General features: G+C 56.6%; 13 protein-coding genes. 5 read left to right on the top strand and 8 right to left on the bottom strand.

Going from position 1 to position 14627, the window contains the following annotated elements; all coding sequences use genetic code 11:
- Positions 1-96: 96 nt before the first annotated feature.
- Positions 97-945: a 3-deoxy-8-phosphooctulonate synthase gene (kdsA, locus tag QZ862_RS11960; protein WP_296037307.1), complete on the bottom strand. Its 849-nt coding sequence runs from the start codon at positions 943-945 to the stop codon at positions 97-99.
- 481 nt (positions 946-1426) lie between these two features.
- Between kdsA and lexA the strand changes: the two genes are divergently transcribed.
- On the top strand, positions 1427-2152 hold the full coding sequence (gene lexA / locus QZ862_RS11955; protein WP_296078147.1) for a transcriptional repressor LexA: 726 nt from the start codon (positions 1427-1429) through the stop codon (positions 2150-2152).
- Between the two features lie 147 nt (positions 2153-2299).
- Here the strand turns inward: lexA and QZ862_RS11950 are convergent, their stop codons facing one another.
- Positions 2300-2698: a GFA family protein gene (locus tag QZ862_RS11950; protein ID WP_296100080.1), complete on the bottom strand. Its 399-nt coding sequence runs from the start codon at positions 2696-2698 to the stop codon at positions 2300-2302.
- Positions 2699-3074: 376 nt separating this feature from the next.
- On the opposite strand from QZ862_RS11950, the gene QZ862_RS11945 reads away from it, so the two are divergent.
- Positions 3075-3764 (top strand): glutathione S-transferase family protein, encoded by a 690-nt coding sequence (locus QZ862_RS11945; protein WP_296100077.1) that lies wholly within the window; start codon positions 3075-3077, stop codon positions 3762-3764.
- Between the two features lie 11 nt (positions 3765-3775).
- Here the strand turns inward: QZ862_RS11945 and QZ862_RS11940 are convergent, their stop codons facing one another.
- Positions 3776-6223: a ComEC/Rec2 family competence protein gene (locus QZ862_RS11940; RefSeq protein ID WP_363315922.1), complete on the bottom strand. Its 2448-nt coding sequence runs from the start codon at positions 6221-6223 to the stop codon at positions 3776-3778.
- A gap of 292 nt (positions 6224-6515) precedes the next feature.
- Here QZ862_RS11940 and gltA point away from each other — a divergent pair, with 292 nt between their 5' ends.
- Both gltA and QZ862_RS11930 read left to right on the top strand, forming a co-directional pair.
- Positions 6516-7805: a citrate synthase gene (gene gltA, locus QZ862_RS11935; RefSeq protein ID WP_296018848.1), complete on the top strand. Its 1290-nt coding sequence runs from the start codon at positions 6516-6518 to the stop codon at positions 7803-7805.
- Positions 7806-8004: 199 nt separating this feature from the next.
- Complete coding sequence (locus QZ862_RS11930; protein ID WP_296018846.1) at positions 8005-8442, top strand: PACE efflux transporter; 438 nt, start codon at positions 8005-8007, stop codon at positions 8440-8442.
- Positions 8443-8532: 90 nt separating this feature from the next.
- Here QZ862_RS11930 and QZ862_RS11925 read toward each other — a convergent pair whose 3' ends face one another.
- Genes QZ862_RS11925 through QZ862_RS11910 form a run of 4 tightly spaced genes read right to left on the bottom strand, consistent with a single transcriptional unit; the run spans position 8533 to position 12551 of the window.
- The gene (locus QZ862_RS11925; protein WP_296078142.1) at positions 8533-9141 is read right to left on the bottom strand and encodes an ABC-type transport auxiliary lipoprotein family protein; all 609 of its coding nucleotides are present in this window, start codon (positions 9139-9141) and stop codon (positions 8533-8535) included.
- A 29-nt stretch (positions 9142-9170) separates the two neighbouring features.
- Complete coding sequence (locus tag QZ862_RS11920; RefSeq protein ID WP_296018844.1) at positions 9171-10541, bottom strand: MlaD family protein; 1371 nt, start codon at positions 10539-10541, stop codon at positions 9171-9173.
- A 2-nt stretch (positions 10542-10543) separates the two neighbouring features.
- Positions 10544-11383, bottom strand: coding sequence for an ABC transporter ATP-binding protein (locus QZ862_RS11915; protein ID WP_296100075.1), 840 nt, complete (start codon positions 11381-11383; stop codon positions 10544-10546).
- 10 nt (positions 11384-11393) lie between these two features.
- A complete protein-coding gene (locus QZ862_RS11910; protein ID WP_296018840.1) occupies positions 11394-12551 on the bottom strand; it encodes an MlaE family lipid ABC transporter permease subunit in 1158 nt (385 codons plus the stop codon).
- Positions 12552-12696: 145 nt separating this feature from the next.
- On the opposite strand from QZ862_RS11910, the gene dgcA reads away from it, so the two are divergent.
- The gene (gene dgcA, locus QZ862_RS11905; RefSeq protein WP_296100073.1) at positions 12697-13680 is read left to right on the top strand and encodes an N-acetyl-D-Glu racemase DgcA; all 984 of its coding nucleotides are present in this window, start codon (positions 12697-12699) and stop codon (positions 13678-13680) included.
- Between the two features lie 24 nt (positions 13681-13704).
- Here the strand turns inward: dgcA and QZ862_RS11900 are convergent, their stop codons facing one another.
- A complete protein-coding gene (locus QZ862_RS11900; RefSeq protein ID WP_296018835.1) occupies positions 13705-14535 on the bottom strand; it encodes a UDP-2,3-diacylglucosamine diphosphatase in 831 nt (276 codons plus the stop codon).
- Positions 14536-14627: the final 92 nt, after the last annotated feature.

Here is a 14627-nt window from a genome sequence, read left to right as displayed (position 1 = left end):
TCATTGCCACTTCGCTGTAGACGAAGCGTGAGAAATTACAATGACGAGGCGTCGTCCTACGCGCCGCCCCACCTATAAAAATCGATTAGGCCAAAATCAGGCGGTCTTGGCGATGGCATCAAACGCCAGAAGTTTTTCCAGAAGCTTCGGCATATCCTTCAGATGAACCATGTTCGGTCCGTCAGACGGCGCGTTGTCCGGGTCTTCATGAGTTTCGACGAAGAGGCCGGCAATGCCGACGGCGACAGCCGCACGCGACAATGTCTCGACGAATTCGCGCTGGCCGCCGGTGGAACCGCCCTGCCCTCCTGGCTGCTGCACGGAATGCGTCGCATCGAAAACCACGGGCGCACCAAGCGAGGCCATGATCGGCAGCGACCGCATGTCGGACACCAGCGTATTGTAGCCAAAAGACGCGCCACGTTCGCAGAGAAGAACATTTGGATTGCCGCTCTCATTCAATTTTGAAAGGACGTTCTTCATATCCCAGGGCGCCAGAAACTGCCCCTTTTTCACGTTGATGACCCGTCCGGTCTTTGCGGCGGCCACCAGAAGATCGGTCTGACGGCTGAGAAACGCCGGGATTTGCAGGACATCGACGGTCTCCGCTACAACGGCGCACTGCTCTTCCGTGTGGATATCGGTCAGCACCGGAAAGCCGAACTCTTTCTTGAGGTCGGTGAAGATTTCCATGGCCCTGTCGAGGCCGATACCGCGCTTGCCGGAAAGAGAAGTACGGTTCGCTTTATCGAAAGAGGACTTGTAAACCAGCCCGATGCCGAGCTTGGCGCACAATTCGTGAAGCGTGCCGGCAATCATGAAAGCATGGTCGCGGCTTTCCATCTGGCACGGGCCGGCAATCAGCGAAAACCGCTCCGTGTTGGAGAAGGAGACAGCGCCTTTTCCCTCGCCAGCGACCACTTTCAAATTGTTCTTTACAGTCATCTCATTCCTCACGACTCATGCGCCGGACATCGCCGGCAACCGCAACTTTGCGAGCATGCAAAGGCCTTACAACATCAGCCCGAAAATCGGAATCGATTTTCCAGCTCTTCAGGCTTGATACCTTGCGCCAGCAACATGCGACAGACATTCTCGCTGTTCTCACCTCCAGAGAAAGTTGGGCCGGTTACGATGCCTTCCAGGCCTTCTTCGCACGCTGGCTTCGGCCTGCTCCTTACTCGTCCTGCGAGACGCGCTTCTAACCAAGCTGAGCGATCAACCTGCTGCTCGCCATCGTCGTGTTCAGGAGGATGCTGTCATATTCCTAGCGGCAAGCTTCCACATTTGCGCGGAAACAGGACAGCAAAACGGCAAGCCCGAACGTTTGCGGAATTTTAAGGGATTGCAGAACACATATGGAACATATAGTGTCCGTTCTGTATTTGTTTCGCGAATCTTCGCAACGCATTCCAAGGGTTTTCTCATGCTCACGCGCAAACAGCAGGAACTGCTCCTATTCATTCATGAACGAATGAAAGAGTCCGGCGTGCCGCCGTCTTTCGATGAGATGAAAGATGCCCTGGACCTCGCTTCCAAATCCGGTATTCACCGTCTGATCACCGCCTTGGAGGAGCGCGGCTTCATCCGCCGTCTGCCGAACCGGGCAAGAGCGCTGGAGGTTATCAAACTCCCGGAAGCCTATTCCGCACCCGCGCAGAAGCCCGTACGTGGATTCTCCCCAAGCGTGATCGAGGGCAGCCTCGGAAAGCCGAAAGCGCCGGAACCTGCCCCTGCCCCGAAGCCAGTAAATGATGCGATTTCAAGCGCGGTCACCGTTCCTGTGATGGGACGCATCGCTGCCGGTGTTCCGATCTCCGCCATTCAGAACAATACCCACGATGTTGCCGTGCCGGTGGACATGATCGGAACGGGTGAACATTACGCATTGGAAGTCAAGGGTGACTCCATGATCGAGGCCGGCATCTTCGATGGAGACACCGTGATCATCCGCAACGGCAGCACGGCCAATCCTGGAGACATCATCGTCGCTCTTGTGGATGATGAGGAAGCGACGTTGAAACGGTTCCGCCGCAAGGGTGCTTCGATAGCCCTGGAGGCCGCGAACCCGGCCTATGAAACCCGTATCTTTGGGCCCGACAGGGTCAAAATTCAGGGCAAACTTGTGGGTCTCATTCGCCGTTATCACTGACCGGTGACTGAAGGCACCCCTACATCGGACCGGTTGAGCGCAGTAATCTCAGAACAAAACCAAAAAAGCAGGTCATCGCCTGCTTTTTTTGTATTCCGCGCGTCAACGGAGACAGAAGCAATGATGGGACAATGAAACTGCACGGGTCTATCGCCCTTCTTCGGTTCGGCCTGTCGATTTCCGATCGCGATCGAAACGGCGCAATGCGGGGAAATCCGGAAGCCATGCCTCACGGCGGATTGTCCAAAGCTCGTAGGTCGGCTCAAATTGATCCGGCTCATCGAGTGAACCGAGATTGACCTCTACTTCGTCGCCGCTCCGGCCAAAAACTGGTGAACCGCAATCGGGGCAAAAAAAGCGGCCATTGTAGCTGCGAGTGTCTCCATCGATCGTTACGGCATCCTCTGGAAAAATTGCCGAGGCAAGAAAGAGCGCACCATGATGTTTGCGACAATCCATGCAATGACAAATCCCGACACGATAAGGCTGACCGACAAGAGATAGCCTTACCTTGCCGCAGGCACAGCCACCAGACCTCACCACCATGTTATTCCTCCTAGTCCACGTTACCTAGCCACCGAACACCGAACTTCGAATGAAGTTCAAATCCCACCACTCACGACGACTGTTTTTGCTCTTCGACAGACCGACACATCAAATAATGTGAAGACCGCCATTCGTGATCCGGCCTGTAACTCCCTGTGGGACCGCGCTACGAGATTACTGACAAATGTTGTCAACCGAGAAAACCCAAGCATTGTCCGCATGAGACTGCGCAACGGTATGCAGCAGTGAGAGGCGCTCTAATATCGAACGAGGGCATATGCGCGGATCTGAATGATTGGGACGCGCTTCAACGTGAACCAGCGCCGGAATCCATCAAGCCATGCGAACAAACGCATCACCATTTGGAGACAAAAGGATGTACGAACTCTACATAGCCAACAAGAACTACTCGTCTTGGTCGCTTCGGCCCTGGGTGCTGATGGAGACCTTGCAAATCGCATTCGCAGAGAGGCTCGTGCCCTTCAACGATCCCGATCCAGTGAACCGCTTCACCCACTTCTCGCCCACAGGTAAGGTACCCTGTCTGGTGGATGGAAATATCACCGTCTGGGATTCGCTCGCGATCGTCGAATACCTTTCCGAGCGTCATGACGGAGTTTGGGCAAGCAATGCGAAAGCCAGGGCATGGTCGCGCTCTGCAACTGCTGAGATGCATTCAGGCTTTCAAGCGTTGCGCAATCTTCATCCCATGAATGTTGGCCTGCGGGTGAGATCAAAAGCACAGACTGAGGCGCTGACGAAGGACATAGCCCGCATCGACGCCCTCTGGCAGCAGGGGCTTGAAACGTTCAGGGGACCGTTTTTGGCGGGCCAGAACTTCACAGCCGTCGATGCCTTCTTCTGCCCAGTCGCGTTTCGCTTCAAGACCTATGAAACGGCTCTGTCACCGGAGGCTGAGGCCTACAAAGCCCGCCTTCTCGCACTGCCAGCGATGAAAGCATGGGAACAAGCAGCGCTCTCTGAGCAATGGCGTGATCCAGATCATGAAGAGGAAGTCCTGGCGTCAGGCGAAATCATCCAGGATTTGCGCTCATCTCCAAATTGACACCGAAGGACCTAGGGCTGCTTCTCAAGCATCTTTCGGATATGGTCCGGCAACTGCGTATCGAACGTCTTGCTGCGCCAGTCATAAGCGCGATGCACGGACCACGCTCTTTCCAGGCTATTCATCGACGCCCGGGCCTTGGCGACGGGCGCTTCGCTGGCGTTCAGCCAAAGCTCTAGCGATCCCGTTTTTCGCAAGGTGGCTGCGCTGATCAGCAGCGCGCCTGAGCGGCACTCGGTAAAAGGCACGAAGCGCGTGGTGACGACAATATCTGCTGCATCGCAAGCCGTTCCGGCAAAGGCCGTATTGGATACAACTGCAACCTTGACGCCACTGCCATGGCGTCCGGCGCACCATGCGTCTTTTTGACAGGTGAAGAGATTGCTTCGATCGAAAGCGGTGACCATTCTGGCCTGGGCGCTTTGTCTCTCTTCGCCGCTCAGCGGTTTCGGGCGACGTGTCGCCTTCTGCTGCGTGTCGTTGCCTGCCCTTGCAACCTTGTCATCCAGCACAAGCGGGGCAATGTGCTTCTGCGGCAAAGGCACTGCTCTTTCCCACTGGTCATAGACGAAACCTCTTGCCTGTCTCTTGGTCGTGGCGATGGCATCGTCGTTGCGAAAAGCCACAAGCGCGCCGTCCTCATAGATCAACAGGTCGGGCTTGGTTTTGCGCTGCTCGGCGATCATAAGGCCAAAACCTATGATGAGAACCGGCAGCCCAAGAAGCGCAAGGCGCGTGCGCAGCAACGTCAGCAGAAGAAAGCCCGTTGTCGACACGATGAGAAACCAGGAATGCTGGCGCCCGATAGTGGCATCTCCGCCCCAACTTGCGACTGTTTTGGCAATATCGATAACGATTGCCATGCCGTAGCCCATCACTTTGAGGAAAGGCGCATCGAGCCCGAATGGCATGAGCAGCATCGCCACCAGAGCAAACGGCATGACGATGAGCGACATCACAGGCATGGCCGCAAGATTGGCGGCAAGCCCATAGGTCGTGACGCGGTGAAAATGCTCCACGGAGTAGATCGCAGTGGAAAACCCGCCGATCAGCGAGGTTATGATGACGCCGCCGACGATAGCGCCGAGTTTGGAGGAAAGCACCATCCATAACGGTGGCCTCGCGATGAAAAGCCGCTCCCCGTCCCCTCGCCATCTACTCCAGAACGCATATGCGGCAACCAGCGCCAGTGTCGCGGCAAAGGACATCTGGAAACTGGGCCCCATAATCTCATGCGGAGACATCACGAGAATAACGATCGCCGCCAGCGCCACATTGCGTAGGCTGATCGACGGCCTATCGATGAGGACGGCCGCCAGCATGATCGACATCATCAACCACGCCCGTTCGGCAGAGACTGCAAAACCGGAGATCAGGTAATAGGCAAGCGTCATCATGAGCGCTGCGAATGCGGAGATTTTCTTGACTGGCCAGCGCTGCGAGAAAGCCGGAAATAGACTGAACGCCATACGCATGCCGACAAAGAAAATGCCGGATGCGAGCGCCATGTTCAGCCCGGAGATGGCAACAATATGCGCCAGCCCTGAAACGCGCAGCGCCTCCATCGTCTCCTCCGAGATTGCCCTTCTCTCGTCGGTGATAACGGAGGCCGCGAACGCACCGGCATCGCCGCCGATCACGCTGCGTATCCTATCAGCAATCGCCGAACGCAGCATGTAGAGCCAGGAGGAGACGTCATGCACCCACCCCGACCTTCCCTCGACGCTTGCCGGCAACGGCAACGCCTCAGGTGCGCTGTAGAAGAAGCCAGTGGCACCGATGCCATCGAAATAGGCGGAGAAAGCGAAATCATTGAGGCCGGGAAGAGCCGGACCGGACGGTGGAGAGAGGCGCGCCTTTCCGCTAATACCTGCACCGACCGGAACAGGCTCCTGCCGGCTGCGAGAAAGAACGGAGATTCGGTCAGGTAATCGCGCCAGCATCGGATCGCTGGTGGATTTCAGTGCGATGACATAGCGCCAGTGACCCTTAGCATCGACTTCGCGCCGCTCCACCGTGCCACTGATCGTGGTGGTAACGGCACCGTCCAGAACGACCGTTCCCACCCGGCGCGTCTCCAGGTCGGCGAGTATCATTCCAAGCAACAGAAGCGCTGCTGCAGCCAGCAGATATGACAGAACGCTCTGACGGTGACGTGTGACGACCGCAGCCGGTATGATGAAGAGACCGCTTGTGAATAGGGCGATACCTGAGAGCGCAACCGGCAAACAAAACCAAAGCGCCGCTCCGGCCGCAATGAAGACCGGGACGAATAGAAAGACATGCCGGTACTGTAGTTCCTCGATCACATAACGCGACAAAGCCGCGCCGATACGTTGGACTGGGTTCTGCGGCGGGCTGAGCACCGCGTCGTAAGACCCGATATCGTTAGGCGTCACCGTCACGGGTAAGCTCGATGCGTCCGGCGCGCCCGTTGCGGGCGTGCGCGTGTCGAGCAAGCGAAAATGCTGCCGTTCCCCCGAATCCTGCAATGGCCGCCCTCTTAAGCCCCTGCAAGCAGTTTGCAGCTTGCAGATTCGGATTGCAATCGCCTGCAGCGATTAAGGAAGCATTGACTTAAAATGAAACAGTTGAGGCGCAAAACGATTAGATCAGCATATTCCAATTCTGCAATGCACAATTTGCCTTTTGGATAGCTTGGCATCTTGGCGCGGATCATATAGCTAAATCCCTGACGCTTAATTGGCCGATGCGTCACTCCCGCATCGCCTGCATATTCGGAGGTATGGTATGACGGAAAAAAGCGCGACAGTGACCCTCGGCGACAAGACGGTCGATCTGCCAGTACGAGAAGGTACGATCGGTCCCAACGTCGTCGATATCGGCACCCTGTACAAACACACCGGCTCCTTCACCTACGATCCCGGTTTTACCTCGACCGCTTCATGCGAATCCAAAATAACCTACATCGATGGTGACGAAGGCGTTCTGCTGCACCGTGGTTACCCGATCGAGCAGCTTGCCGAACAGGGCGACTTTCTCGAAACCTGCTATCTCCTGCTTTACGGCGAATTGCCGACAGCCGCACAGAAGAAGGACTTCGACACCCGTGTGACGCGTCACACCATGGTGCATGAGCAGATGAGCCGCTTCTTCACCGGCTACCGTCGCGACGCCCACCCGATGGCCGTCATGTGCGGCACAGTTGGCGCTCTGTCCGCATTCTATCACGACTCGACCGACATCACCGATCCGCACCAGCGCATGGTCGCTTCGCTGCGCATGATCGCCAAGATGCCGACAATCGCGGCCATGGCCTATAAGTATCACATCGGCCAGCCCTTCGTTTACCCGAAGAATGACCTCGATTACGCATCGAACTTCCTGCACATGTGCTTTGCGGTGCCGTGCGAAGAATATAAGGTCGATCCGGTTCTGGCACGCGCCATGGATCGCATCTTCATTCTTCATGCCGATCACGAGCAGAACGCGTCCACCTCGACAGTTCGTCTTGCCGGTTCCTCGGGCGCAAATCCCTTCGCATGTATCGCAGCCGGCATTGCATGCCTCTGGGGCCCTGCCCACGGCGGCGCAAACGAAGCAGCGCTCAACATGTTGAACGAAATCGGCACCGTTGATCGTATTCCGGAATACATCGCTCGCGCCAAGGACAAGAACGATCCGTTCCGCCTGATGGGCTTTGGTCACCGCGTCTACAAGAACTACGATCCTCGCGCTAAGCTCATGCAGAAGACGATGTATGAAGTGCTGGAAGCGACAGGAAATTCCGACGATCCGATCATGCAGGTCGCGCTCGAACTGGAAAAGATCGCTCTCTCGGACCCCTACTTCGTCGAGAAGAAGCTTTATCCGAATGTCGACTTCTATTCCGGCATCACGCTGAAGGCTCTGGGCTTCCCCACGACCATGTTTACCGTTCTTTTTGCTCTTGCCCGCACAGTCGGCTGGATCGCTCAGTGGAACGAAATGATCGAAGATCCGCAGCAGCGTATCGGTCGTCCGCGTCAGCTTTACACCGGCGCACCCAAGCGCGACTATCTTCCGGTTTCCAAGCGCTAAACCGTTCGGACAATCCAAACAAAAAAGCGTCTCTCATGGGGCGCTTTTTTTATGTTTCTGACGCTGTCAGAGTGGTTCGCCGCACAGGCAAAGACTTGAAGCAAAAACCGCTTGCCCTTATATCGGGCCTGTGAGGACGACCTCGGCCATGTCGGCAAAAGCATTCGGGACGGCCCGGTGATTATCTCGGGAGTTTCCCATGCGCAGCATAGGCGATCGTATCCGCCACGCTCTTAGCTTCGAAATTATTGGCCTTGCTCTGGTCGTCCCGCTCGGCGCGCTTGTTTTCGGCATGCCAATGAGCGACATCGGCATCGTCGGTGTTGTCAGCGCAACCGTCGCGACGGCTTGGAATTATCTCTACAATCTGGGTTTCGATCATATCTTGCAGCGCCTGCGTGGCACCACGCTGAAGACGACACCCATAAGAGTTGTCCATGCCGCTCTTTTCGAGCTCGGACTTCTGATCGTCCTGATGCCCTTTATCGCCTGGTACCTCGGCATCGGCATTATCCACGCGCTGATCATGGACGTGTCCTTTGCCTTGTTCTACGTGGTCTACGCCTTCGTCTTCAACTGGGCCTATGATGCGATCTTTCCCCTGCCGGAATGGCAGAAAGAAGCCGCGGCCAAGTAATACTTCGGGCTTCCCGCATAGCGAATTGTACAAAAAAACGCCGCGCATCGGATGATGTCGCGGCGTTAATTCTGAGACCTCAGGTGCCGATTACAGAGCCTTCAACGTCCAGGCAACGATCTCGCGAGATGCAGATGCAAAGGCCGCGTCCAGGGCCTTGACGAAGTTGGCGTTCCCCGTACCGCTGACGCGAGCGCTTGCACGGAACACATCCTGTGCCCGAACCGTCCCGTTGCGATCATTCAACAACTGTACCGAAATCTCAATGTTGGCGACGTTGTTCTTTGTGTCGACTTCAAAGGCACGAATATCCGTCACAACCTGATAGTCGATTGCAAGCCCCTGCCCCGGACGTCCCACGCCGCCCAGCCTGCCGGTATCCTGGAAGGCTTCGACCAGCTTGGATTGCACCATGCGCGGAAGACGGTCGCTCCATTGCGACTTGGCCAAATACTGGACTTCGGAGTTCGACAGCCTCACGACGATGTTCTCGCTGTCGAGCGCCTTGAGAGCTGTCGGCTCAGCGACCAGCAACTGGCGCGATTTCAGTGATGGCGCCTGCGTGACTGGCGCGGGTGAAACCGAGAGATCGAACGTATCGTTCGTCGCACCGCCGCCGCATCCAGCCAAAAGCGCTCCCAGCAGAGGCATCATCACGGCAAACTTCGTCGAGACCGGGGCGTTTTTCCGGCGAGGCATCTGCAAAATCATGGAATCACTAACCCCCATCAGCGCCGTGTCCGGCCATCATATTGTTTTACGTTCTCGCCACCGAAAATCAGACGCTGCGGATCGCGGTCGAAATTGGTGATCGTGCTGTTCAGATTGTCCACCGTCTGCCGTGTGCTGCTGATCAGCGCCTGCAAATCTCTCAGACCCCCATTCGAGAACCGCGCCAGATTGTCGGCAATCGGACCGATACGCGCATTGAGGTTGTCGGCCACAGCCTTGAACGAGGTGAGTGTCTCGCGCGCCTTGGCAAAAAGCGAATTGGCGTCATCGGTTCCGAGCATGCCGTCGACTTTCGCCAGAATTCCGTCAACGCGGTTCGATGCCATGTTCAGCTTGCGAGACATGTCGGTAAAGTCGGCAATAGCCTGATCGATGTCCTGACGACGTGTTCCCACGTCATCGGCAATCTGGCGGAAGGTGGAGATGGCCTGGCGGGCATCGGCGGTCGCTGCCGAAACATCTTCCACGGTATTGCTCACCTTCGCCGCATCGACAGAGGCCAACAACGCGTCGGCGCGCTTGATCACGGTCTGCACGTCAGCACTTGCCTGTTCGAAATTGGCTGACGTGCGCTGCACTGTTTCCATCACTGTCTGAATGCCGCTGGAGGAAGCAGCCACGTCGGCTGTAACCTTGTCGACATTGGTCAGGATCGAATCGATCTTTTGCGAATCCACCGCCTTCACCAGATCTTCGACCGCCGTCAGCGTACCGTCCAGGCGAACGGAGACGGACTGAACAGTCGTCGAAAGAGAACTCAGGCTTTCCAGAAAGTTTTCGATGCCATCGGAGTTGGAAGCGAGCGCAGCGGAAAACTTCTCGGCGTTGCGAACAGTCTCCGTTAGCGGACCACGAGCGTCCTGAACGAAGCCCTGCAATTCACCGATCGCGCCATCGGCGCGCTTCAATATCTTGTCGGCTGTGGCCAACAGGTTCGTCACACTCGACAGATCCGCCGTCAGTTCGGCAGGTACGCCGGTTTCGAAGGATTTCTGGAGAATGCGTTCCTCATTGCTGCGACCGCCGGAAAGCTCGATATAGGCAGCACCCGTCAGGCCCTGAATTTCAAGGACGGCGCGGGTCGATGGGAACACGGGTGCATCTGCCTGCACTTCCGTATAGGCAATCGAGTAGGCCGGATCGTCCCGGTCGATCGAAAGACCACGCACCGTACCCACCGGGATACCGTTGAACCGCACCGGCGAACCAACGGACAAGCCGTTTGCCGATCCGGGAATACGGATCGTCAACTGAGCCGTCGGACCGCCGCGACCGAACTCGGCCATCCAGTAGACGAAGCCGAATGCCGCCGCGACCACGATCAGCGTGAAAATACCAACAATGGTGTAATTCGCCTTGGTTTCCATGCCTATCCGTTACTCCCCGGAATCTGTTGCGTGCCATCCGGAAGGACGACTGCGCGAGCCCGCTTTCCGCGGAAATATGATTGGACCCAGGGATCGTCGTTGTTGAACATATCCTCGAGTGTACCTTCGACTGCCACCTTGTTGTTGCCGAGAACGGCAATGCGGTCGCAGACTGAAAACAGACTGTCGAGATCGTGGGTGACCATATAGACGGTCAGCCCCATCGAATCGCGCAAGCGCGCAATCAGCATATCAAATTCTGCAGCACCGATCGGGTCGAGACCCGATGTCGGCTCGTCCAGAAAAACCAGATCCGGATCGAGCGCCAGAGCGCGCGCAAGCGCGGCGCGCTTAATCATGCCGCCTGAAAGTTCAGATGGAAATTTGTCACCGGCATCCGGCTTCAGGCCAACCATTTCTATCTTCAGCGCAGCAAGCTCATCCATGAGCTTCTGCGGCAGGTCGAGATATTCGCGCATAGGCAGCTGAATGTTTTCCTTCACAGTCAGACCGGAGAAGAGAGCACCCTGCTGGAAAAGCACGCCAAGACGCGTGTCGAGCGACATGCGCTCCTCGTCCGATGCCTTGTCATAATCAGTCCCCAGAATCTTGATGGTGCCGGCCTGGCGCGGCAAGAGCCGCAGCACAGTGCGCATCAACACCGACTTGCCGGCACCGGACGGCCCGATGAAGCCTAGAATTTCACCGCGATAGACATCGAGATCGAGATTGTCGAGCACGACCTTGTCGCCGAAGCTGACGGTCACGCCCTCGACGGACAGGACGACTTCGCGGTCCTTCTTGCTCTCTTGGCTATCCGGAACTTGTTCTGGTTGATCCACAGCCTTCTCCTTAAAAATCGATGGCTGCGTAGAAGATGGCGAAGAGGCCATCCACAAGAATAACCACGAAGATCGACTTCACCACGGACGACGTGACGTGCTTGCCGAGCGATTCCGCGCTACCACCGACCTTCATGCCCTCGACAGCCGCTACGATTCCGATGATCAGTGCCATGAATGGCGCCTTGATCATGCCGGACGCAATCGTTGAGCTTTCGACGGCGGCGTGAAGACGCGACAGGAAGACCTCAAAAGTAATGCCAGAATAAAGGAGCGACACCACCGCGGCGCCAAACAGGGCGGAAAAGTTTGCGATGATCGTCAAAAGCGGCAGAGCGATTGTCAGCGCCACGAGACGCGGAAAGACGAGGACGCCAACGGGATTGAGACCGATGACCTTCAACGCGTCGATTTCCTCACGCATCTTCATCGAGCCGATTTCGGCGGTAATGGCGCTGCCTGAACGGCCAGCGATCATGATGGCAGTCAACAGGACACCGATTTCGCGCAACTGCAAAATGCCGACGAGATCGACGACGAACACTTCAGCGCCGAAATAGCGAAGCTGAAAAGCACCCTGTTGCGCGATGATCGCGCCGATCAGAAACGACATCAGCACGATGATCGGCACGGCGCGCACGCCCATATTATCAACCTGGTTGACGATGGCGGCAGGCGATACGCCGCGCCCTCGTCCGAGCTTCATCTGCGCGCCACGCACCGCGGAACCCAGAATATACATGCCCGCCAGAAAGTCAGAACCTGCCTGCACGACATTGCGTCCGACCGGATCGAAGATACGGCTGGCAATGCTGCGCTTTTGCGTATCCTTCGGCGGCAGCGGCGCTTCATCGGGAAGCGAGGTAATGATCTCCTCGACCTTCTCGTTGCCCTCGAAGCTCACCTCAGAGCCAGATGCTTCCAAACGACTGCGCAGGCGATGCAAAACCCAGGCGCCCGTCGTATCGATATTGTCGATGCCGGAAAGGTCAATCTTGATTGCGCCGGATGCAGCTTTTTCGAGCTTGTCGAGTTCAGGCAGTACGGCAGAGATATTGGCATTACGCCAGGATCCGGTCAGCACATAGCGCGCGCCGCCGCGTTCCGCGCCGTCATCCGCCGAGATTGCAGCCGGTTCCACCTGCTTGCCTGGTTGCTGTTCTTGCATATTTCTCCGCGCGAATGCAGCTTATTGAAAGATTCTCTTAACGATTCATATCGTTTGCCGGACCAGCAAGCCACAGCGGTGCTCCGTAAATGGATAGAAATTTTGCGGGTTCCACGCATTTACCCCCAACTATAAGGCAATTTTTATGGGCCGTTACCTCGAAGCCACAGCACATACCTTTCCAGTTGCAGGAAGCTTCACCATTTCCCGGGGAAGCCGCACGGAAATCCACGTCGTCACCTGCGCTATTACGCAGGATGGCATCAAAGGTCAGGGCGAATGCGTACCCTATGCCCGCTATGGCGAGACGATAGAAGGGGTTCTGGCAGATATCGACGCGGCCGCAAAAGCAATTGCATCGGGCCTGGACAGACAACACCTGCAGCAGGCGATGAAACCGGGCGCCGCGCGCAACGCCGTGGATTGCGCTTTATGGGACTTGGACGCAAAGCTCACGGGTCAACCTGCCTCCTCGCTCATTCTTCCTGCGCCGCCAAAGCCGATTCTGACTGCCTATACGATTTCGCTCGCGGATGCGGAAACCATGGCGGCGAAGACCAGAGAAAACGCCCATCGCCCCTTGCTGAAAATCAAGACGGGAACGCAGGATGACGAGGCTCGACTGCGCGCCGTCCGTGCGGCGGCGCCTGACGCGAAAATCATCGTGGATGCAAACGAAGGATGGGATGAAGACAATATCGAGCGCCACATGGCTATTGCCGCGGAACTCGAAATCTCTCTCATCGAACAACCTCTGCCTGCTGGTAAAGACGATATTCTGGCGAAAATCCGCCGCCCTGTGGCGATCTGCGCCGATGAAAGCGTTCATCTGACAAAGGATCTGGCGTCGCTGAAAGATCGTTACGACGCGATCAATATCAAGCTCGACAAAACAGGTGGTCTTACAGAAGCGATCGTGATGAAACAGGAGGCCGAACGGCTGGGCTACACGATCATGGTTGGCTGCATGCTGGGCACATCTCTCGCCATGGCGCCCGCCGTTTTACTGGCTCAGGATGCGGCGTTCGCAGATCTCGACGGTCCGCTGCTGCTTGCAAGGGAACGCGAACCAAGTCTTGTCTATGAAGGATCGCTCGTACATCCTCCGCGGCCGGAACTTTGGGGATAAAAACGCGAGCCGCGGAAGACCTTCTTATGCGGCTTTCGAACTGATCATCTTGGGAAATGCGACCGGCTCCAACTGGCCAAGCTTTGGCTCTACGGTTTTGTCGCTGGTCTGCATCCAAGTGATAAGTTCGAAGGTGCCGTCCATGTTTTCGGCAATCGCCGTGCAGCTTTCCACCCAGTCGCCGGTGTTGATGTAGCGGATACCGTCGATATCCTCCATCACTGCATGGTGAATATGACCGCAGATCACGCCATCCACCTTGTTGCGGCGCGCCTCATCCGCCACGACGCGCTGGAACTCACCGATGAAGTTCACCGCGTGCTTCACCTGCAGCTTTGCCCAGGCCGAAAAAGACCAATATGGCAGGCCAATGCGGCGGCGCACGGCAGCAATGGCGACATTAACGGCAATGGCGGCATCGTAAGCCCAGTCACCAAGATAGGCGAGAAGACGCGCATTGCGCACCACGACATCAAACTCGTCTCCATGCAGCACGAGATATTTTCGTCCATCTGCAGCCTCATGGATCATGCGCTCGGCGACTTCGATGCCGCCGAAATGCGTACCGGGGAATTCGCGCAGGAATTCGTCATGGTTTCCGGGAATGTAGACGATGCGCGCACCCTTACGCGCTTTGCGCAGAAGCTTCTGGACTACGTCGTTGCAGCCCTGCGGCCAGTACCAGCTGCGCCGAAGACGCCAACCATCGATGATATCACCGACGAGAACGATCGTATCCGCCTCGTGATACTTCAGAAAGTCCAAGAGAAAATCCGTCTTGGCTGCTTTCGAGCCAAGATGCACATCGGAAATGAAGAGCGTCCGGAAGTGTCTGGTTTCGGTCTCAGCAGCCATGAATTCGTCCCCTCGTCTCAGGAAAGGCGTTTGGAAATCTTTCAGCTCTTGGAAAACCAGACTCGTGTTTCAGCAAGATGACAAAGCGGCAC

It is taken from the genome of uncultured Agrobacterium sp. (assembly GCA_913777615.1).
GTDB lineage: Bacteria > Pseudomonadota > Alphaproteobacteria > Rhizobiales > Rhizobiaceae > Agrobacterium.
The sequence above is the reverse complement of the archived record's forward strand: the minus strand, read 5'-3'. Positions and strand labels throughout refer to the sequence as shown.

Bases quoted from the DNA above. Each gene is read 5' to 3' on its own strand.
- kdsA (WP_296037307.1), bottom strand. From the start codon at position 945: ATGACTGTAAAGAACAATTTGAAAGTGGTCGCTGGCGAGGGAAAAGGC.
- QZ862_RS11930 (WP_296018846.1), top strand. From the start codon at position 8,005: ATGCGCAGCATAGGCGATCGTATCCGCCACGCTCTTAGCTTCGAAATT.
- QZ862_RS11950 (WP_296100080.1), bottom strand. From the start codon at position 2,698: ATGGTGGTGAGGTCTGGTGGCTGTGCCTGCGGCAAGGTAAGGCTATCT.
- QZ862_RS11920 (WP_296018844.1), bottom strand. From the start codon at position 10,541: ATGGAAACCAAGGCGAATTACACCATTGTTGGTATTTTCACGCTGATC.
- dgcA (WP_296100073.1), top strand. From the start codon at position 12,697: ATGGGCCGTTACCTCGAAGCCACAGCACATACCTTTCCAGTTGCAGGA.
- QZ862_RS11910 (WP_296018840.1), bottom strand. From the start codon at position 12,551: ATGCAAGAACAGCAACCAGGCAAGCAGGTGGAACCGGCTGCAATCTCG.
- QZ862_RS11945 (WP_296100077.1), top strand. From the start codon at position 3,075: ATGTACGAACTCTACATAGCCAACAAGAACTACTCGTCTTGGTCGCTT.
- lexA (WP_296078147.1), top strand. From the start codon at position 1,427: ATGCTCACGCGCAAACAGCAGGAACTGCTCCTATTCATTCATGAACGA.
- QZ862_RS11925 (WP_296078142.1), bottom strand. From the start codon at position 9,141: ATGCCTCGCCGGAAAAACGCCCCGGTCTCGACGAAGTTTGCCGTGATG.
- gltA (WP_296018848.1), top strand. From the start codon at position 6,516: ATGACGGAAAAAAGCGCGACAGTGACCCTCGGCGACAAGACGGTCGAT.
- QZ862_RS11900 (WP_296018835.1), bottom strand. From the start codon at position 14,535: ATGGCTGCTGAGACCGAAACCAGACACTTCCGGACGCTCTTCATTTCC.